The organism is Rhodopseudomonas sp. NSM (assembly GCF_052445935.1).
Classification (GTDB): Bacteria; Pseudomonadota; Alphaproteobacteria; order Rhizobiales; family Xanthobacteraceae; genus Rhodopseudomonas.
The window spans coordinates 602,431-622,771 of sequence record NZ_JBQTCH010000001.1 but is presented as its reverse complement, the minus strand read 5'-3'; the positions used below and the strand labels follow the sequence as shown (position 1 = coordinate 622,771).

Below are 20,341 nucleotides of genomic sequence, written 5' to 3'. Positions count from 1 at the left end.
CCCTGATCGGCGGCTTGGTGCGCCGTTGCAACGATCTGTCCTAGCGCGGGACAGCGCGCGGCGCAAAGCCGCGCGGCCGCGGCGCGCCGGGGATCTGAATCCTGAAATTTTGGTAAGCAACGAGGGAAGTAACGGATTGGCAAGTAATCAAAGTTACCGAATGGTCAAGCGTATCAGGAGGATTTGACGTGGACGAGCATCGCAAACAGCCCAACGGCGAAGATCAGGCTGGCGCCGGCGCTGCGGCGGGCGCGTCGGAAGGCGCCGCGCATTCCGCGCAGCCGCCGGCCGTGAACGCGAACGGCGATGCCGCTTCGTCGCAAGGCCCCGGGGCCGAGCCGGCGAACGAGTCCGCGACATCGGCCGGCGAGATCGCCCAGCGCCGCCCCGGCACCGTCACCATCATGGCGCCGCCGCGCAAAGAGGACTGGGCTCGCCACTGGGACGACGAGATCGAGGTCGAGGCGCCGGATGAACCCGACGCGTCGGCCGCAAAGCCGCACGGCCGCCGGCAACTGGCGCTGGTCGCCGTCGCTGTCATTCTGGCCGCGATCGCGGGCGCAGCCGGCGGCGCGCTGACCAGCGCAGGCTTCGCGCATGTCGGCGGCAATGCCGATGCGGCGGCCGAGGCGCAGGCGCAGACGCGCGCGCTGGACGAGCAGGTCTCCAAGCTGCAGACCGAACTCGCCGCGCTGAAGGCCAGCGTCGATCGCGCCGACAAGGCCGCCAGCGCCCAGATCGCCAAGGCCAATGATCGGATCGAGAAGGTCGAAAAGGCGCAGGCCGAACCGGCGCAGAAGATCGCCAGGCTGAGCGAGACCGTGGAAAAGCTGCGCACCGCGCAGGCCGAGAAGCCGGCGCCCGCGCCCGCACCGGCACAGGTCGCCTCCGCATCGCAGGACATCACCGGCTCGGTGCCGCCGAAGCCGGCGGCGAAACCGAACGACGTCGGCCGGCTGCCGACGGTCTCCGGCTGGGTGCTGCGCGAAGTCTATGACGGCGGCGCGGTGATCGTCGGTCGCCAGGGCACGTTCGAAGTCTATGCCGGCGATCCGGTACCGGGCCTCGGCCGCGTCGACGCGATCCGACGCCAGGACGGACGCTGGGTGGTGGTCACCAGCCGCGGCCTGATCGTCGGGCGCTGATCGTTACACAGGCTTGTTGTTCGGCGGCGCGGCGTATGCAGACACGTCGCGCCGTTTGCTTTGGGGGGTTCTATCGATTGATCGAATCGATATGGCCCTTGCCAGATGCGCTGACTCGTCATCCTGAGAGTCTGACCGAAAATGCGGCCAATGGAATCAGTCACTGTCGTCTCAACTCGTCATGCCCGGCCTTGTGCCGGGCATCCACGCCATGCAGCGGAAGCCGCGAGAAAGGCGTGGATGGCCGGGACGAGCCCGGCCATGACGGAGTGAATTGCGACGTGAACCTTCAAACGCGATTGATTTTGCTGCCTGCATTAGTCGGATTCTGAGGAGCCCGCGAAGCCGGGCGTCTCGAAGGATGGGGTGACGCAGGGCCCGTGGCGCATGGTTCGAGACGGCGCTGCGCGCCTCCTCAGTTGTGCCTGTGGTGAGTGTCCAGGACCATCAGTGCTGATTCCATCGGAGACAGAATTGCGTTAGCTTCTCCGCAGACCCGCTGCTCCTTCGCAGCGCGACTGCTCGGGAGCATGGCACGGGTGCGACGTCTCCTCGGCCTGGCATTGCTGATCAGCGCTCTGCTGCGGCCTGCGGCAGCCGGGCCGGCCGAAGATTTGTCACGTGGCCTTGCGATCACCGATCCGCTGGCGCTGCGTGAACTCGATCGGCGCGATCATCGTGACGACGGCTCGACGCATCCGGGCTTCGGCCTGCGGCAGATGCTCGATCCCTCGTCGTCCGGGCCGCTGCACAACGATCGACTGTTCGCGCTGCCGGCGATGACGGCGCTGCGCGCCGAACTCGACGACGAATTCCTTAACTATCAGCAGGCGCGTCCGGGACAAACCCTGCGGCTGTTCGACCGCGACCGGCTCTATGCCGACGCGACGCGCTTCGTGCTCGCCGGCATCGTCAACCGGCTCGACCGCGGCTTCGTCGCAGCCGACGGTTGCGGCGAGATCCGGCTGATCTATCGGCCGATCGACGACGCAGCCGGCGCGCCGCAGCGGCTGCCGATGACGCTGAACATCGTGCTGCGCGCGACGGCCGCCGGCATCGCCTGCCGCGAGGTCGCGCGGCGCTGGCTCGCCGCGGGCGAATGGCCCGACACCGGCGCCGATCTGGCGCGCAGGCTGATCGCGGCGGATGGCCCGCTGGCGCTCCTCGGTCCCGCGGATATCGACCGCATCGAGATCAATCTGCAGATCGCCACGATGCCGGCCGCAGCGGGCGGCGCGTTTCGTGCGGACTATCTGATGAAAGTCTTCCGCTTCGATCCGGCGTCGCAGCGTTATCAGGCCGCGCCGATGGAGAACCAGATCGATCGCGACAAGCTGCTGGCCGACCGCGATCTCGGATCGCGGTTCAAGCGCTGGCTCCTGCAGCCGGAGAATTTCGCGGCATTCGATCGCGGCACGCTGTTCGTGCCCGAAGCCTATCTCGCCCACAGCGCCATCGCCGCGACGCCGGCGGCATTCACGCATTCGGAGCTGCGGCTCGCTTTCGGCCTCGCAGGCCAGGGCACGCCAGATCCGCTGTTCAGCGATGACGACGTGGTCGCGGCGCTGCAGCGCGCGGCTGATCGCGGCGTCGCCTTGCAGAATATCCGCTCGCCGGCCGGGTTCGCGCGGCGGCTCAACGACATCACCTGCTCCGGCTGTCATCAGACGCTCGGCATCGGCGGTTTCCATTTCCCGGGCGTCGACGGGAGCGCGGAATCGGCGTCGCGCGCCGCCGCGCCGGGATCGCCGCATTTCGTCGGCGACCAGCCCCGCCGCCGCGACATCGTCGCTGCGATCCGCGACGGCCGCGCGCCCGACTATTCGCGCGGCTTCACCGATCGGCCGCAACTGCGCGGCGCCACCGCACTGAACGGCACCGACGACGACGGCTGGGGCGCGGCGTGCGGCCTTGCCGGCCCGGACGGCACCATCGATCCGAGCTTCGGGAACTGGCGCTGCGCGGCCGGGTTGACCTGCCAGCCGGTGCGTGGCGCGGCGGCGTTTCCGATCGGCATGTGCTTCGTCGGCCACCGCTGATCCCGGGCACAGGCCGAAGTGAGGAGGCCGCGATGAGCGATCCGAGTCCGGACACCAAGCAGCGCAATCAGGAAATCGCCGACAATGAAGCGTCGCGCAAGACCGCGAGCGAGGTCCGCGTCTCCGGCTTCGTGATCGCCGTCACCGCGCTGATTGCGCTCGCCGCCTTCGGCTGGATCTTCTTCGGTCGCTGATTATCCCACGGTGCCCGACGTCCGCAGCGCGCGGATCGCCGCGTCGTCGTAGCCGGCGCCGCGCAGCACGTCGTCGCTGTGCTCGCCGAGCGCCGGCGGCAGCCGCGGCCGCGTCTTGGCGCTGCCCTCGACCCAGATCGGGCTGTTGATGGTCATGATGGTGTTGTTCTCGAACGGCACCAGCACGTCGTTGTCGATCATCTGCTGATCGTTCGGGATGTCGTCGAGGATGCCGACGACGCCGAACACCAGCCCGCTGCCGTCGAGCGCCTTGCGCCAGTCGGCAAGGTCGCGGGTCGCGAAGATCTCGTCGAAGATCGCGATCAGTTCGACCGAGCGGGCATGGCGGTCGGGTTTGGTGGCGAAGCGCGGATCGTCGGTGAGGTCCTCACGGCCGAGGCAGCGCGTCAGCGTCGGCCACTGCTTCTCTTCGTTGAGCAGCGACAGGATCAGCCAGCGGCCGTCGCGGCAGCGATAGTGATTAGCCACCGCGTTGAGCGCGCGCTCGCGCGGCATCCGCGGCTGGAACTGCGCGCCGACCAGCTTGGCCTGCGCCAGCACGCTCGACGACCACACGCCGTTGGCCATCAGGTTCGACTTCACCTCGCTGCCCTTGCCGCTGCGCTCGCGCTTGTACAACGCGGTGACGATGGCGCCGTACAGCGCCATCGCGCAGGGATGATCGCCCATGCCGGCGACCGAGCGGGCCGGCGTGGTGTCTTCATCGGCGCGGACCAGATCCATCATGCCGGAGCGCGCCCACCACGCATTGCTGTCGAAGCCCGGCTTGTTGGCCTCCTCGCCGCGCTCGCCATAGCCGGTGAAGCTGGCATAGATCAGCCGCGCGTTGAGCGGCGCCAGATCCGCATAGGCGATGCCGAGCCGCGCCCGCACCTGCGGCGGGAAATTGGTGATGAACACGTCGGCCCCGGCGACCAGCCGGCGCAACACCTCCTTGCCTTCCGGCTTGGCGAGGTCGAGCGCGAGGCTGCGCTTGTTGCGGCTCTCGATCATCCACGCGTAGTTGTGCTCGCTGCGCGGATAGCCCGGCAGGTTCGGCAGGTTGCGATAGGGATCGCCGGCGCCCGGCGGCTCGATCTTGATGACGTCGGCGCCGAAATCCGACAGCACGGTCGCCGCCGCGGGGGCTGCGATGAAGCTCGCGCAATCGAGCACCTTGAGGCCCTTGAAGATGCCGTCGTCCATTGTGCGTCGCTCCTGGCGTTTCTTGTTTTTCGTCGTCCGGAATTCGTGCTGGCGCAGGTTTCCGGCTGCGGCGCGCATATGAACCGGGTTGGCCGGACGATGCAATATTGGAACCGCAACTCCCGTCATTGCGAGGAGCGAAGCGACGAAGCAATCCAGCGTTGCAGTGCACGGAGCTCTGGATTGCTTCGCTGCGCTCGCAATGACGGATATTGAATGGCCGGGTGTCTCAGTCCTGTTCCGACAGCAGCGCCGCGTTGCCGCCGGCGGCCGCGGTATTGATCGACAGCGTCTGTTCCAGCGCGAAGCGCGGCAGATAATGCGGGCCGCCGGCCTTCGGGCCGGTGCCGGACAGGCCCGAGCCGCCGAACGGCTGCGCGCCGACCACGGCGCCGATGATGTTGCGGTTGACGTAGACGTTGCCGATCGCCAGCCGGTCGACGATGCGCGCCACGGTGTCGTCGATCCGCGACTGCACGCCGAGCGTCAGCGCGTAGCCGCTGCGCGCGATCGTGGCGAGCACATCGTCCAGATCGGATGCCTTGTAGCGCACCACGTGCAGGATCGGGCCGAACACCTCTTCGGTCAGGTGTGACGCGTCGCGCAGTTCGAAGACGTGTGGCGCGACGTAGTTGCCTTGCGTCGGTGCAGTGCCTGCAAATTGCACGCTCGCCTCGCGCGTCATCTTCGCGGCATGCGCATCGAGCTTCGCCTTGGCCTCGGCGTCGATCACCGGGCCGATATGGGTCGCCGGATCGCGTGGATCGCCGATGGTCAGTTCGCGGGCGCTGCCGGCGATCATCTCGATCATCCGGTCGGCGACGTCGTCCTGCACGAACAACAGCCGCAGCGCCGAGCAGCGCTGGCCGGCGGAGCGGAACGCCGAGGCCACGACGTCGTCGGCGACCTGCTCGGGCAGCGCGGTGGCGTCGACGATCATCGTATTGATGCCGCCGGTCTCGGCGATCAGCGGCACGATCGGGCCGTCCTTCGCCGCGAGCGCGCGGTTGATCGCGCGCGCCACCTCGGTCGAGCCGGTGAACACCACGCCGGCGACGTCGCGATGCGCCACCAGCGCCGCGCCGATCGCGCCGTCGCCCTGCACGAGCTGCAGCGCGGCCCGCGGCACGCCGGATTCGTGCAGCAACCGCACGGCGGCTTCCGCGACCACCGGCGTCTGCTCAGCCGGCTTGGCGACCACCGCGTTGCCGGCCATCAGCGCCGCGGTGACTTGCCCGAGAAAAATCGCCAGCGGAAAATTCCACGGCGAGATCGCGACGAACACGCCGCGGCCGCGCAGCCGCAGCGTGTTGCGCTCGCCGGTCGGGCCGGGCAGCACGACACCGTCGCCGAACAGGCGGCGGCCTTCGGTCGCGTAGTAGCGGCAATAGTCGACCGCCTCGCGGACCTCCGCAACGCAATCGTCGAGCGTCTTGCCGGCTTCGTCCTCCAGCAGCGCGATGAAGTTCGCGCGGCGCTGCTCGAGAAGATCGGCCGCGCGCACCAGCGCGGCGGCGCGGGTGTCGGCGGGCGTCCGGCTCCAATCCGCGAAGCCGTCACGCGCAGCGACAATCGCGGCGGCGGCATCTTCCGGCGTTGCGGGGGTGATGCGCGGCAGCGGCCGGCGCGCAGCGTCGATCTCGCTCACCAGCCGCTGCAGCGCGGCGCGGTCGCCGAATTCGATGCCGCGCGAATTCTGCCGCTGCGGCTGAAATAGATCGCGCGGCAGCGGGATGTTCGGATGGCGGGCGTCGTTCGGCGCGCCGATGATCTCCTCGGGCCGTCGCAACAGTTCCGCCACCGGCACGGTGTCGTCGCCGGCCTGCGCCACGAACGAGGAATTGGCGCCGTTCTCCAGCAACCGCCGCACCAGATAGGCCAGCAGATCGCGATGGCCGCCGACCGGCGCGTAGATCCGGCATTCCAGCTCGGGATGCTCGGCGCGCAGCCGCGCATACAGCGCCTCGCCCATGCCGTGCAGCCGCTGGAATTCATAGCCGTCGCTGTCGCCGGCGAGCTCGCGCACGCTGGCGACCGTCAGCGCGTTGTGGCTGGCGAATTGCGGGAAGATCCGCGGCCGCAAGCGCAGGAGCTTGTCGGCGCAATGCAGGTAGTTGAGGTCGGTCATCGCCTTGCGGGTGAACACCGGATAGTCGTCGAGCCCGCGCTCCTGCGCGCGCTTGATCTCGGTGTCCCAATAGGCGCCCTTCACCAGCCGCAGCATCAGCCGGCGATCGAAGCGTTGCGCCAGCGCATCGACGTGGTCGATCACCGCGGAGGCGCGTTTCTGATAGGCCTGCACCGCGAGGCCGTAGCCGTCCCAGCCTTTGAGCGAGGGGTCGGCGAGGCAGGCGGCGAACACTTCGAGCGAGAGTTCGAGGCGGTCGGCCTCCTCGGCGTCGACGGTGAAGCCGAGGTCGTGGTGTTTGGCCTGGCGCGCCAGCTCGATCAGGCGCGGCGTCAGCTCGCGCATCACCCTGTCATGGCTCACCGCCTCGAACCGCGGATGCAGCGCCGAGAGTTTCACCGAGATGCCCGGCCGCGCCTGCAGCGGCGCGTTGCCGGCGGTGCGGCCGATCGCCTCGATCGCCCGCGCATAGGACGCGTAGTAACGCTCGGCGTCGGCCTGCGTGCGCGCGCCTTCGCCGAGCATGTCGTAGGAATAGCGCGCGCCGCCGGCACCATGCGCCTGCGCGCGGGCGAGCGCATCGTCGATGGTCTCGCCGAGCACGAAGTGATTGCCGAGCAGCCGCATCGCCTGCCGGGTCGCCGCGCGCACCGCCGGCGCGCCGATCCGCTTCGCCAGCGCGGCGAGCGTGCTTTGCGGCGTGTCGCCGGCTTGCACCACGCGTGCCGACAGGCCGAGTGCCCAGGCCGAGGCATTGACCAGCAGCGCATCGGACTTGATGCGGTGATGCGCGAAATCGCCCTGGCCGAGCCGGTCCTCGATGAAGGCGTCGGCCGTCGCCGCATCCGGCACCCGCAGCAGCGCTTCGGCCAGCACCATCAGCGCCAGCCCTTCTCTGGTCGACAGTGCGTATTCGCGCAGCATCGCCTCGACGCTGCCGAGGTGGTGATCGCCGGCGCGGATCGCGGCGATCAGTCCGGTCGCGGTCGTGTCGATCCGCGCCTCACCTGCGGGGTCGCGCGGCATCGCCGCGATCAGCGCCGCCGCGAGCGTGGCGTCGTCGGGCGCGTAGGCGGCGTCGAATGCGGGAAGCGGCGAATCAGGCGGCATGATCGGTCCTCGCGCGGAATCCGCGGTGCGGACGGTGTGTGCGGGACGCATCAGCCGTCCCGCAAATACGCCGCCGCCCGACTCCAATATTGGCACCGCAGGCCGGTCACGCTAGCGTCCCGGCGATGAAGATGCGGGCAGGAGCGAGGATGCAAGTGGGATTAGTCGGTCGATCGCAGCGGTGGCGCGGCTTGGCGCTGGTGCTCGCGGCGATCTCGGCGGTCGGCGCGGGCCTGTTGCCAGCGCGGGCCGATCCGCTCAGCCGGGAGGTGGCGCAGCTCTACAGTTCGGTGTCGATCAACCCGCCATCGGCCTCCGGCATGACGGTATGCTACGGCTTCGTCTGCCGCCGCCGCCACGAACTCGCCTTCGGCCCGGGCGACCGCGCCGCGCTGTCGCGGATCATGGCCTCGGGCCGGGCCTCGGCCGCCGCCGAGCGCGCGGCGGTGCAGAAGGCGGTGGTGTGGCTCGACCGAAGGCTCGGTCCGGTGCTCGGCACCGACAAGCGGATCGCCCGCGCGGATTTCCGTTACTTCGACGACAAGCACAATTTCGATTGCTGGGACACCACCCGCAACACCACCAGCCTGTTGCTGGTGATGCAGGGCTGGGGGCTGTTGAAGCATCACAGCGTCGGCGATCCGAAATATCGCGGCAACGTGCTGGTGCTGCAGACGCCGCACAACACCGCGGTGCTGGTCGAGCGCGGCAGCGGCGCCCAGTGGGTGGTCGACATGTGGACCCGAGGCTATGCGAAGGCGCCTGAAGTGATGCCGGTCGCTCAGTGGGTCAAGCTGGACTGATCATCAGCTCATCGGGAAACGGAAATCCCGGCCGCGCCGGCGGCCGGGACTCCCACATCTGCGACGTCGGAAAACCTCAGTAGCAGATGTTGAAGGTGCGCCAGCGCCAGCCGTGCGGGGTCGGAACGCGGCGGGTGACGTAGCAGCTTCCGTAACCGGCGCCGTAGCCGGCACCGATATAGCCGACGCCGAAGGCGGGGCCGTGGAAGTGGTGGTGATGGCCCCAGCCATGGTGATGCCACTTGCCGCCGCCGGCGGAAGCGGAAGTCGGCGCCAGCGCGACGACGCTGAGCGAAGCGGCAGCAAACAGTCCAAGTGCGATCTTGCGAAACATGGTCGTTCTCCTCGAAATGCGCCCGCGGCGCGGTTGTTACTTCATCAAGTCCGGTGGTCGTGGACCTGCCCATCGCACGTTCGTCGCGATGAAATTTGCGCGGGTTCACGCCGTGTGGCGGCGGATCGAGGAGGCGATTTGCGCAATGTGCTCTGGATCACGTTGTCGGAAAGCGGATCGATCCGGTCGTGGCTGCCCCACGCAAGTCATTCCGGGACGCGCCGTCAGGCGCGGACCCGGAATCCGGAGGTTGGTGAACGAGGCGCGCTGAACAGCTCCGGATTCCGGGTTCGCGAGCTGCGCTCGCGCCCCGGAATGACGGCATGGTTGCTGGCTTTCGGCCTGCTCTTACGCCAACGTCAGTTCGCTGTGGTCGAGCGCCGCGGCGAGGTCGCGCGATTGCGCGATCGGGCAGACCAGCATCGGCTCGGCGCGGCCGCGGATCTCGACCTGCTGGGTCGGCCACGAATCCGCGGCGATGCCGGCGGTGGCGCGCAGTTCGTCGGACAGCAGCGTCTCGCAGCCGAGCGCCTTGGTCATGTCCTGCAGCCGGGCCGCGACGTTGACCGAGTCGCCGAGCGCGGTGAACACCATGTGGTCGCGATAGCCGATCTCGCCGAGGATGACGTCGCCGCCATGGATGCCGATGCCGAAGCGGATCGGTTCGGGGAGATCGTGGCCGATGAAGCCGTTGAGTTCGTCGACGGCGGCGGCGATCGCCGAGGCGGCGCGGATCGCGTTGCGGCAAGCGTCGCGCGGCGTGTCCTCGAGGCCGAACAGCGCCAGCACGCCGTCGCCGATGAACTGATTGGGCCGGCCGCCGCAAGCGATCACGGCGCGCGACACCGCGCCGAGGAAACGGTTGACGATGAACACGGTGTCGAACGGCAGCCGCGTCTCGGCGATCTTGGTCGAGCCGCGCAGGTCGACGAACATGCTGACGAGGTAGCGCTCCTCGCCGGCTTTCGTGGCGCGCGCCATCCGCCGTGCCGCCGCCGCGTTGCGCGGCGCAAAGACCGGCATGAAGGCGAGGTCGTGGGTCGGCCGGAGCTGGCAGGCGAGGCGGACCGACGGATCGTCGCCGGCACCCACGCTGGCGAGCACGAAGGCCTCGCGGCCCGACGGCGCCGGCAGCTCGGCGGGGTCGCCGATCACGCGAATCCGGCAGGTCGAGCAGCGGGCGCGGCCGCCGCAGACGCTGGCATGCGGAATGTTGTGGCGCTGGCTCGCCTCCAGCACGCTGGTGCCCTTCGGCACGCGGATGCTGCGGTCGGTGCCGTAGGTGAGACGGATCATGCCGCCGCGCCGCTCGTTCAGGCTGCGCGCGGCGCGCCCGAGCAGCGCCAGGCCGATCAGCCCGAGATAGCCGACCACGAACGCGTCGCCGATCCGGTCGAGCGTCGCCCGCTGGTGCAGCGTGCCGAGCTGCTTCACCGACATGTTGGCGTCCTGCCAGCCCGGCGCCGATGCCGCCCGGATGGTGTCGCGGCCACCCTGATAGAAGCCGAGCAGCGCCAGCGTCGGGATCAGCACCGCGAGCGCGAGCAGCCACGGCATCACCCGGCGCGCCATCGGTTTGATACGCAGCCAGATATACAGCCCGATGCAGCCATGGACCCACGCCACCACCAGGACCGTCACCATCAGCCACAGCCGGTAGGTCGGCTCCGCGATCCAATAGGCGTAGAACACCTGCGGATACAGCTTGTCGATGTCGTACAGCGCGTTGCTGAGCCGCAGCCCGATCACATGGCTGTAGATCAGCAGCGGCACGCTGAGGCCGAGCAGGAGCTGCAGCGGCTCGACCGTGCGCCATCGGAATTGCCGGCGCTGAACCAGCGCCCACAGCCCCAGTCCGGTATGCACCGCGACCGAGCCGTAAAACAGGATCGCCACCGGCAGGAACTGCCAGAATGCGAGGTGCCACATCACCCCGGCTTCGAGCGCCTCCGCCGAGACGTTGCCGAGCGCGTGATTGAGGTAGTGGCTGAGCAGATAGGCGAACAGCACCAGCCCGGTGAACATCCGGACCTGGCGCAGGCCGATGCGGCGGACGAAGCCGAAGCGGTGCGGACGCGTCACGTCCACGCTGCGAGGTCGGTCGGTGATGGTTCGCGGGTTCGGCACTGGCGGGTTGTCGAGGGAATCCCGGCCGCGGTCAACACGCGGGGCGGCATTCGCGATACCGTGCCTTCACCTCTCCCCGCTTGCGGCAGGGCGATCGCATATGAATCGATTATTCAGCCGCTGCATCCGCAACGAGTCGTCCCCGCGCAGGCGGGGACCCATATCCCCTGGCTTCCCGAGTGAAGGAAGGCCTCTGCCACAAGGTTTCAATCGAGATGCTGCGGCGTATGGGTCCCCGCCTGCGCGGGGACGACAGAGGATAGGCATGACCAAGCCACTTATCGACACCGGGCTGGAGCCCGCGAGCGCCGCGAAGCCGGGCGGGTGAGGGGGCGCTTCCGCAAGGCAGAGACTCAATGCTTGCGTCGCCCCTCACCCCAACCCTCTCCCCGCAAGGGCGGGGCGAGGGAGCGCGCCGTGCCGCGGGGCAGCTCATCTTTCCAGCTTCGGCACGAAGCGCACTTCTTGTTCGTGCACGAAGTGCGCTTCTTCGCCTCTCACAGCGTGGGGAGCCGAGGCCGGCGCTTCGATCGCGATCATCGTTAACGAGCCGTTAGCGGAAGTTAACAAGTGCTGAACCGCCGCATGCGTCCGCCCGCTTACTCTTCCTTCTCGCGCTTCTTCAGCAGGTCCTTGACGAGATCGCCGAGCACCGGCCGGGGCAGGGCGTCGAAGGGGAGCGGCCTCGTCAGGTCGATGGCGGCGAGGCCGAGGCGGGCGGTCAGCATGCCGTTGACGACGCCTTCGCCGAGCTTGGCGGACAGCCGCGAGGCGAGGCCGTGGCCGAGCACGGATTGCATCACGCTGTCGCTGAGCGCGATGCCGCCGGTGACGGCGAGGTGCGACACTGTCTGCCGCATCAGCTTGAACATGCCGAGCGCGCCGGGGCGGCCGCCATACAGCCGCGCCAGCTGGCCGATCAGCCGGGTGGCGACGATCGCCACGAACAGCACGTCGATCAGCGCCTTCGGGCTGATCGCGGTGACCAGCGAGACGCGCTGCGCCGCCTTCGAGATCAACACCCGCGCCTCGATGTCGAGCGTCGTCATCAGCTCGCGCTCGGCCAGCCGGATCAGGTCGGCGCCGTCGATGATGTCGTCGACATGTTTGGCGAGCATGGCGCGGCCATGGGCGAGCTGCGGATTGGGGTGCTCGAATTTCAAGAGCTCGCGAATGATCGCCTGGGCCTCGGCGCGGTTGTCGGTTTCCAGCACCTTGGCGGCGCGGGCGTGCAACTGCTCGATCCGCGCCAGCCGGATCAGGCCGAACGCCTCGCGGCCGACAATGATCGCGAGCGAGCCGGCGGCCAGCAGCGCCAGCACCATGCCGACGGTGCCGAGCATCTGGCTCTGCGCGAACAGATCCTCGATCAGCTTGCTGACCCACAGCCAGAACGCCAGCGTCACCAGCCCGGTTGCGGCCGTCCAGAACAGCGCGCCCCAGCGAAAACCCTTCTTCGGGTTGATGACGCTGGCCGGCGGCTTCGGCGCGACGATCGGCGGCTCGGCTTCCCTAGCGAGCTGGATCCGCGCCCGCGGCGGCGGCGCCGAGGCTGATGCCGAGGCTGACGACGACGCCGAGGACGATGCTGACGTCGTCGCGCTCGCCTGCGCGGCAGCGCGGCTGGTGCTGCCGCTGTCGTCGGCATCGATCAGCACGACGCTCGGGTCGGTGAGCTTGAAGGTCGCCGGCCTTCGGGGAGGCACCCGCTCGGTCATTGCAGTTTGTCTCCGATCAGGAACTGGAGCGCGCGGTCGAGGCGGATGTGAGGCAGTGCCGGACCCTCGGGATCACGCGTATCGAGCCGCGGCGGCCGGAAGCGCAGAAAGCGGAAATCGGCGTCCTGATGTGAGCCCGCCGCCAGCCCGCGGAAGGTGTCCTCACCCTTGAACAGCCCCTGCAGATTGGTCGGCAGGTCGCCCGGGAAGGTCGCGACCTCGGTCTCGCCGTCGAACACTTCGCCGTCGGCCATCTCGCCCATGATCGGGGTGCCGACGATCGATGGCAGCCGGTCGCGGCCGCGCTGCACCTGCGCCTCGCGGGTGGCGCGCACCGCGGCCAGCGCCACCACATCGACCTTGGCGCCGGCGAATTCGGCGCGCTGCATCGCCCGCTCGACCAGCTTGCGGAGGATCGCCTCGAGCCGGTCGTGGCTGGAATGGTGCAGGTGGTCGGCCTTGGTGGCGGCGAACAGGATGCGGTCGATCCGCGGCCGGAACACGCTGGAGAGCAGCGTCGAGCGCCCGACCCGGAAGCAGTCGAGGATGCCGGCAAGCGCGGCTTCGAGATCGTGCAGCGCCTCGGGGCCGGCATTGAAGGCCGACAGCGCATCCGCCAGCACGATCTGGCGGTCGAGCCGGGCGAAGTGATCGCGGAAGAACGGCCGCACCACGACGTCCTTGTAGGCCTCGTAGCGCCGCCGCATCATCGCCCACAGCGAGCGCTCCGGCGCGGTGCCGCCCTCCGGCACATCGAGCGGGGCGAAGGTCAGCGCCGGCGAGCCGGCGAGGTTGCCGGGCATCAGGAAGCGGCCCGGCGGCAGCAGGCTCATCGCGAACTGCTCGTTGCGGCAGTCGCGCAGATAGGTGGTGAACAGCCGCGCCGCGGTCAGCGTCTCCTGCTCGTTCTCGCGGCCGTTCGGGTCGAGCGTGGCGAGATGGGCGTGCCAGTTCACGGCGACGCGTCGGCGCGGGTCCTGCCGCGACAGCGCCAGGCTCTCCGCCGCCCATTTTTCGTAGCTTTTGGTCAGCAGCGGCAGGTCGAGCAGCCATTCGCCGGGATAGTCGACGATGTCCAGCGTCAGCGTCCGCTCGGCGCCGTTCTTGCGCTGATAGTCGATCACCAGCCGCAACTCGCTGATATCTACGGTCGAGCTCGGCCAGCTGCGCTGCTCCATCAGGGTGGCGAGAAAGCCCTCATAGCCGAACCGCGGCACCGCGTCGTCGGGCTGCGGCGCCAGCCGGGCCTTGGCGATCCGCCCGGTCGACATCGATTCGAAGATCGGGAAACGGCCGCCGCGCGACAGGCCGTGCACAAGCGCGGTGATGAATACCGTCTTGCCGGCGCGTGACAATCCGGTGACACCGAGCCGGATCGTCGGATTGAACATGGTTTCGCTGTAGTCTTTCAGCGCCCGCGCCGACAGCCACGCTTCCTCGACCAGATGGGAAAAACGGAAGGCCATGCGCGCTAATGTTCAATCAGGAGGCAGGTACCGGCGAAACTAGCCGCAAAACGTGCGATGCGACAATCCGACCTGATGCCGATCGGCCCCGGGGCCTTGGCTTCGCCGCCTTTCAGGGGGATAAAATCGATCAGGAACGGCAGGACGCGCCGCGAATTGTATTGCATTGCCGTCGTGAACCATGAATGCGCCAGATCAATTCGAGACAGGGTGTCGCCTCCGCCTATGACGATCTTTCGGATGAAGCAAATCGATTCGCATTCCAGGATCGACTCCAGGGGATCGGTTCACTGGAATTACGATCGCGCTGAGCTGATTGCGGATGGCGTGGTCCACGTGCTGGGCCTCGTCGCCGGCCTGATCGCCGTGACCGCGTTGATCACGCTGACCGGAGTGTTCGCGAATACGTCCAAATTCGTCTCGGTCACGGTCTATGCCACCGGCCTGCTGGCGATGCTGGGTTTGTCGGCGGCCTATAATCTGTGGCCGGTGTCGCCGCGCAAATGGCTGCTGCGGCGGTTCGACCATTCGGCGATCTACATCCTGATCGCCGCAACCTACACACCGATCATCAGCCAGATCAAGGACCAGACGTTCGCGCTGGCGCTGCTCGCCGGCGTGTGGAGCGTCGCCCTGATCGGCATCCTGCTGAAGCTGTTCAAGCCGGGCAAGTTCGACAAGCTTTCGGTCGGGCTGTATCTGGCGATGGGCTGGAGCGGGTTGATCGCCTATGAGCATGTGATCGAAACGCTGCCGAATCTGGCGATGTGGTTCCTTGCCGCCGGCGGCGCGCTGTATACGCTCGGCGTGATCTTCCACGCCTGGCGCCGGCTGCGATTCCAGAACGCGATCTGGCACGGCTTCGTGCTGATCGCCGCCGCCTGCCACTATGTGGCGGTGATGGACCTGGTGCTGGCCGCCTAACGCTCGGCCGGCGACGGTTTCCCTTTGCGCATATCCCGGTCGCAAAACCGGGTGCCACTTTTGCGGGATACGCGCTAAGAACCCCCGAACAACAACCAGTCGGGGGAAATCCAATGCAAGTTGTGGGCAAGGTCGTCGTCGTCACCGGCGGCGGCAATGGGATCGGTCAGGCGATGTGCGAGGCGTTTGCCAAAGCGGGCGCCGCCAAGGTCGTGGTCGCCGATCTCGATTCCGCCCGCGCCGAGGCGGTCGCCGCATCGATCGGCGGCGCGGCGTTCAAATGCGACGTCGCGGTTGAATCCGACATCAAGCACGTGATCGACGAGACCGAACGGCGCTTCGGCCCGATCGCGCTGTTCTGCTCCAATGCCGGCATCGGCGGCGGCTTCGATCCGCTGTCGGAGAATGCCGGCGGCGCGTCCGACGAGCCGTTCATGAAGAGCTGGATGATCCACGTGATGGCGCATGTCTATGCCGCGCGACATCTGATCCCGCTCTACAAGGCGCGCGGCGGCGGCTATTTCCTCAACACGATCTCGGCGGCGGGCCTGCTGTCGCAGGTCGGCAGCCCGGCCTATTCGGCGACCAAGCACGGCGCGGTGGGCTTTGCAGAGAATCTGGCGATCTCGCACAAGGCGCACAACATCAAGGTCTCGATCCTGTGCCCGCAGGGCGTCGACACCAACATGCTGCGCGGAATCCCCAAAGGCCCGCAATCCGCCGACGGCGACCTTTCGCCCGAGCAGGTCGCGCAGGACGTGATCGAGGGGCTCGCGCAGGAGAGCTTCCTGATCCTGCCGCACAAGCAGGTGATCGACTACATGCGCAAGAAGACCGAGAACTACGACCGCTGGATCGGCGGCATGGCCAAAATCCAGGCCGGCCTGCGCGAGGCGTTCGGGAAGAAGGCAAACTGAGCCTTCGTCGCTTCGCCCAAACTATCGTTCGTCATTCCGGGGCGCTCGCGTAGCGAGCGAACCCGGAATCCATAACCTCTGTGTTCTCAGCAAGAAACGGGGAGACGAATTTTTGCAATTAATAGTTCAGGGGATATGGATTCCGGGTTCGCTCACTCCGTGAGCGCCCCGGAATGACGCCGAGAGGGTGTCTCTACCCGTTCTTCGCATAGAGCAGCGGCACCGCGCTATCCAGCATTGCTTCGACCACGAACACGCCATCATGCGCCAGCGCGCGGGCGAGCACCGGCGCGAGGTCCTCACAGCGTGACACGCGTTCGGCGACACAGCCCATCGACTGTGCGAGCTGCACGTAGTCGATCCCCGGCAGCTCCAGCCCCGGCACGTCGCGGACCTGCATCACCTGGCTGAACGAGCGCATCGCGCCGTAGCCGCCATTGTTCAGCACCACCACCGTCAGCGGCAGCCGGCGCTGCGCCGCGGTCCACAGCGCCTGGATCGAATACATCGCCGAGCCGTCGCCGATCAGGCACACGGTGCGGCGCTGACCATGCGCCAGCGCGAAGCCGACCGAGGCCGGCAGCGACCAGCCGAGCCCGCCGCTCGCCATCGTGGCGAAACTGTCCTGGCCGCGCATCGGCATGTATTTCTGCATCGCCAGCCGATGCGACGGCGCCTCCTCGACCAGCATCGCGTCGGCCGGCATCGCCTTGCTCAGCGCATCGAGCAGAAATTCGGCCGGCATCGGATCGGCTGCGGCAGGCGCTGGCGGCAGCGCCCGCGCCGGCGGCGCCGCGCGTTGGGTCTCTGGTAACAACTCCAGCAGCAGCGCCAATGCCGGCTTCATGGTGGCGATGATACTGGTGCCGCGCGGCGTCACCGAGGCGGCCTCAGGATCGTCGGTGATCTGGAACAGCGCCGTGCCGCCGTCGAAGATCGACGCGCGGCCTTCGACATGAAAGGTGAACACCGGCGCGCCGATCACCACCACGACGTCGAAAGCGCCGAGGGTCTCGGAGAGTTGCCCCGGCGAGGCGGGCAGGAAGCCGGCGAACAGCGGATGCCGCTCCGGGAAACTGCAGCGCGCCGAGAACGGACTGACGAACACCGGCGCATCGGCGCGCTCGGCGAGGCGCACCATCAGATCGACCGCCGCGGCGCGATCGATCGCGGGGCCGGCCACCAGGGCGGGCTTCTTCGCCTCCGCCAGCGCCTCCGCCAGCGCCTGCATCGCCGCGCGCTCCGGGCCGAGTTCGCGCGTCACGTTGCGCGGTGCGACTGGCTGCGCGGGGCGGACCCAGTCGTCGATCGGCACCGACACGAAGGCCGGCCCGCACGGCGGCTGCATCGCCACATAGTAAGCGCGCGCGATCGCCGCCGGCACGTCCTCGGCGCGCGCCGGTTCGATGCTGTATTTCACATATGGCCGCGGAAATTCGGATGCGCGCTCGGCGCCGAGAAACGCCTGCAGGGGAAGGATGCTGCGCGCCTGCTGGCCGGCGGTGATCACCAGCGGCGTCTGGTTCTTGAACGCGGTGTAGATGTTGCCGAGCGCGTTGCCGACGCCGGCGGCCGAATGCAGATTGACGAAGCCGGCATTGCGCGTCGCCTGCGCATAGCCGTCGGCCATCGCCACCGCGCTCGCCTCCTGCAGCGCCAGCACGTAGTCGATGTCGTCCGGCCAGTCGCTGAGGAACGGCAGCTCGGTGGAGCCGGGATTGCCGAACACCTTGTCGATCTTGAACGCGCGGAGCAGATCGAGCGTGGCGGATTTGACGGTGCTGACGGCAGCGCTCGGCTTCGGCTTCTTCGGCAAGGCGGTTTCCTCCGGCGGCGGCGCGCCGTGATTGTTGCTTGCGCCGATCAATCAGGAGGTGGAGAGGGGAGTCAACAGCCTGTGCAGGCAGTACGGCCTGTGCAAGGAGGCACCTCCGCGAGGTTGAGGGCCGCGATGCAGCGCCGGGCACAGCCTGCTCCCTCGCCCCGCTCTTGCGGGGAGAGGGGTGGGGTGAGGGGCGACGAGCACTGAGTCTCGGCCTCGTCGAGGCGCCCCCTCACCCGACCGGCTGCGCCGGTCGACCTCTCCCCGCGCGCGGCGAGAGGTTAGGACGCGGCTGCTACCAGCTCGCGGTGGCCTTCATCGTCGGGACGCCGTCGGCATTCGCGGTCCACAGTTCGAGGCCGGTTGCCGTCTCAACGGCGTTGACGGAAAATTCGGCGCCGTCGAACAGCGGTTGCACGCCGCGATAGGCAAACGTCTTCGGCGCCGCGCCTTTCAGCCTGGCGGCGAACTCGACCAGCAGCGCGGCCTGCATCGGGCCGTGCACGATCAGGCCGGGATAGCCCTCGACCTTGGTGACGTAGTCGCGGTCGTAGTGGATGCGGTGGCCGTTGAAGGTCAGCGCCGAATAGCGGAACAGCAGCACCGGATCGGCGAGATGGCTTTCGCGATGCTGCGCGGCCGGCGGTGCCGCGGCCGGCTTGGCCGGAGCCGCCGGTGTGGCGGAGGGCGGTGGCACGTCGCGATAGACGATGTCCTGGCGATCACGGATCGCCAGCCCGCGCGGCGTGGTGATCTCGTGATTCACCGTGACGAAGCACAGCGTGCCGGTCGAGCCCTGCTTGATCGTCACCTCGCCGATCGTCGAGGTGCGCGTCACCTCGTCGCCGACCTTCAGCGGATCGATAAAGGTCAGTTCGCCGCCCGCCCACATCCGCCGCGGCAGCGGCACCGGCGGCAGGAAGCCGCCGCGGGCCGGGTGGCCGTCGGGGCCGAGCATGTCCATCGGATAGACCGGCTGGCCGAGGCACCAATGCGCGGTGAAGGGTGCTGCGTCGCCGGCCGCGGGCTTGCCGATGTTGAGAAACAGCGTCGCGCGCAGGCCGCGGACGAGCTGCGCGGTGACAATGTCGGCGGCCTGTTCGCTGCGGCCGATCCATTGCCGCAGATGATCGATGTCGAGCGCGTCGGTCATGTGGAGTCCTCGCTTACTTGCGCTTGTCGCCGATGCCAGGCACCGCGCCGTAATGCCGGTCGTCGCCGACCACGATCGCGGCCGGCGCCGGATAGGTCACCTTGCCGTTCGGGGTGTCGACCTCGATCCGGCGCAGATGCGGATGCTGCGACAGGTCTTCCATCGTGTTGACTTCGGCGAAGGCGATGTCGGCGCTGGCGAGGTGTTCGAGCAGATCGTCGCGGGTCAGCGCGCCGAAGATGTCGGCGACGATCTTGTCGGTGTAGGCGCGGTTCTTCACCCGCTCGACGCCGCTGCACAGCCGCGGATCGGTCGCAAGATCCGGCTGGCGCAGCACGTCCGAGCACAGTTTCTTCCATTCCCGCTCGCTCTGGATCGAGATCAGGATGTCCTTGCCGTCCTTGCTGGTGAACACGCCGTAGGGCGCGATCGACGGATGCGCCAGCCCAAGCCGCTTCGGCGGATTGCCGGCCTCGGCATTGAGCAGCGGCACGGTGAGCCAGTCGGCCATCACGTCGAACATCGAGATCCGGATGTCGGCGCCCTGGCCGGTGCGGCCGCGGCCGATCAGCGCTTCCAGGATCGCCGCATGCGCGGTGGCGCCGGTGGCGACGTCGACGATCGACATGCCGACCCGCGAGGCGCTTTCCGGCCCGCCGGTGATCGAGGCGAGGCCGCTTTCGGCCTGGATCAGAAGATCATAGGCCTTGCGATGCGCGTAGGGCCCGTCGTCGCCATAGCCGGAGATGGTGCAGATGATCAGCTTCGGATAGTCGGCGCGCAGCCGTTCGCGGGTGAAGCCGAGCTTGTCCATCGAGCCGGGCTTCAGATTCTGCAGCAGCACGTCGGCCGAGGCGATCAGCGTCTCCAGCTCGGCGCGGCCCTCTTTTGTGGAGAGATCGACCACGGCGGATTCCTTGCCGCGGTTGAGCCAGACGAAATAGCTGCTCTGGCCCTTGGCGGCATGGTCATAGCCGCGCGCGAAATCGCCCTCGGGGCGTTCGATCTTGATCACATGGGCGCCGGCGTCGGCCAGCCGCGAGCTGCAGAACGGTGCGGCGACCGCCTGTTCGACGGCGATGACGGTCAGTCCTTCGAGCGGAAGCATTGCTCAATCCTTGGGATGGTCATCGGTGGGCGGCACCATTGTCGTCATTCCGGGGCGCGAGCGATAGCTCGCGAACCCGGAATCTCGAGGCGTCGTGCCGCCGCCGGATGAACAGCTCGGGATTCCGGGTTCGCCGCTGCGCGGCGC

At 68.1% G+C, this 20,341-nt stretch carries 15 protein-coding genes; 6 read left to right on the top strand and 9 right to left on the bottom strand.

Annotated elements, in window-relative coordinates:
* Positions 1 to 188 precede the first annotated feature (188 nt).
* From ACTZWT_RS02780 to ACTZWT_RS02770, 3 genes are all read left to right on the top strand, one after another.
* On the top strand, positions 189 to 1,145 hold the full coding sequence (locus ACTZWT_RS02780; RefSeq protein ID WP_444768185.1) for a hypothetical protein: 957 nt from the start codon (positions 189 to 191) through the stop codon (positions 1,143 to 1,145).
* Positions 1,146 to 1,675: 530 nt separating this feature from the next.
* A complete protein-coding gene (locus ACTZWT_RS02775; protein WP_444768184.1) occupies positions 1,676 to 3,184 on the top strand; it encodes a hypothetical protein in 1,509 nt (502 codons plus the stop codon).
* A gap of 32 nt (positions 3,185 to 3,216) precedes the next feature.
* Complete coding sequence (locus tag ACTZWT_RS02770; RefSeq protein ID WP_444768183.1) at positions 3,217 to 3,378, top strand: hypothetical protein; 162 nt, start codon at positions 3,217 to 3,219, stop codon at positions 3,376 to 3,378.
* Here the strand turns inward: ACTZWT_RS02770 and ACTZWT_RS02765 are convergent, their stop codons facing one another.
* On the bottom strand, positions 3,379 to 4,584 hold the full coding sequence (locus ACTZWT_RS02765) for a CaiB/BaiF CoA transferase family protein (RefSeq protein ID WP_444768182.1): 1,206 nt from the start codon (positions 4,582 to 4,584) through the stop codon (positions 3,379 to 3,381).
* A gap of 229 nt (positions 4,585 to 4,813) precedes the next feature.
* Complete coding sequence (gene putA, locus ACTZWT_RS02760) at positions 4,814 to 7,822, bottom strand: bifunctional proline dehydrogenase/L-glutamate gamma-semialdehyde dehydrogenase PutA (protein WP_444768181.1); 3,009 nt, start codon at positions 7,820 to 7,822, stop codon at positions 4,814 to 4,816.
* 149 nt (positions 7,823 to 7,971) lie between these two features.
* Here putA and ACTZWT_RS02755 point away from each other — a divergent pair, with 149 nt between their 5' ends.
* Entirely contained in the window at positions 7,972 to 8,625 is a 654-nt protein-coding gene (locus tag ACTZWT_RS02755) for a hypothetical protein (protein WP_444768180.1), read from the top strand.
* A gap of 76 nt (positions 8,626 to 8,701) precedes the next feature.
* Here the strand turns inward: ACTZWT_RS02755 and ACTZWT_RS02750 are convergent, their stop codons facing one another.
* From ACTZWT_RS02750 to ACTZWT_RS02735, 4 genes are all read right to left on the bottom strand, one after another.
* Positions 8,702 to 8,959: a hypothetical protein gene (locus ACTZWT_RS02750; RefSeq protein WP_444768179.1), complete on the bottom strand. Its 258-nt coding sequence runs from the start codon at positions 8,957 to 8,959 to the stop codon at positions 8,702 to 8,704.
* 348 nt (positions 8,960 to 9,307) lie between these two features.
* Complete coding sequence (locus tag ACTZWT_RS02745; RefSeq protein ID WP_444768455.1) at positions 9,308 to 10,984, bottom strand: adenylate/guanylate cyclase domain-containing protein; 1,677 nt, start codon at positions 10,982 to 10,984, stop codon at positions 9,308 to 9,310.
* Positions 10,985 to 11,685: 701 nt separating this feature from the next.
* The gene (locus tag ACTZWT_RS02740; protein WP_444768178.1) at positions 11,686 to 12,804 is read right to left on the bottom strand and encodes a YcjF family protein; all 1,119 of its coding nucleotides are present in this window, start codon (positions 12,802 to 12,804) and stop codon (positions 11,686 to 11,688) included.
* Positions 12,801 to 14,270, bottom strand: a complete 1,470-nt coding sequence (locus ACTZWT_RS02735) for a YcjX family protein (protein ID WP_444768177.1) — start codon at positions 14,268 to 14,270, stop codon at positions 12,801 to 12,803. The genes ACTZWT_RS02740 and ACTZWT_RS02735 overlap by 4 nt, the downstream gene beginning before the upstream one ends.
* Before the next feature lie 225 nt (positions 14,271 to 14,495).
* On the opposite strand from ACTZWT_RS02735, the gene trhA reads away from it, so the two are divergent.
* Complete coding sequence (gene trhA / locus ACTZWT_RS02730; protein WP_444768176.1) at positions 14,496 to 15,194, top strand: PAQR family membrane homeostasis protein TrhA; 699 nt, start codon at positions 14,496 to 14,498, stop codon at positions 15,192 to 15,194.
* A 113-nt stretch (positions 15,195 to 15,307) separates the two neighbouring features.
* Positions 15,308 to 16,111 (top strand): SDR family oxidoreductase, encoded by an 804-nt coding sequence (locus tag ACTZWT_RS02725; RefSeq protein WP_444768175.1) that lies wholly within the window; start codon positions 15,308 to 15,310, stop codon positions 16,109 to 16,111.
* A 193-nt stretch (positions 16,112 to 16,304) separates the two neighbouring features.
* Here the strand turns inward: ACTZWT_RS02725 and mdlC are convergent, their stop codons facing one another.
* The 3 genes from mdlC to ACTZWT_RS02710 all read right to left on the bottom strand — a co-directional run bounded on the left by mdlC (position 16,305) and on the right by ACTZWT_RS02710 (position 20,194).
* Positions 16,305 to 17,927, bottom strand: coding sequence for a benzoylformate decarboxylase (gene mdlC / locus ACTZWT_RS02720; RefSeq protein ID WP_444768174.1), 1,623 nt, complete (start codon positions 17,925 to 17,927; stop codon positions 16,305 to 16,307).
* 301 nt (positions 17,928 to 18,228) lie between these two features.
* On the bottom strand, positions 18,229 to 19,086 hold the full coding sequence (locus ACTZWT_RS02715; protein WP_444768173.1) for an FAS1-like dehydratase domain-containing protein: 858 nt from the start codon (positions 19,084 to 19,086) through the stop codon (positions 18,229 to 18,231).
* A gap of 13 nt (positions 19,087 to 19,099) precedes the next feature.
* A complete protein-coding gene (locus ACTZWT_RS02710) occupies positions 19,100 to 20,194 on the bottom strand; it encodes a CaiB/BaiF CoA transferase family protein (RefSeq protein WP_444768172.1) in 1,095 nt (364 codons plus the stop codon).
* Positions 20,195 to 20,341 lie beyond the last annotated feature (147 nt).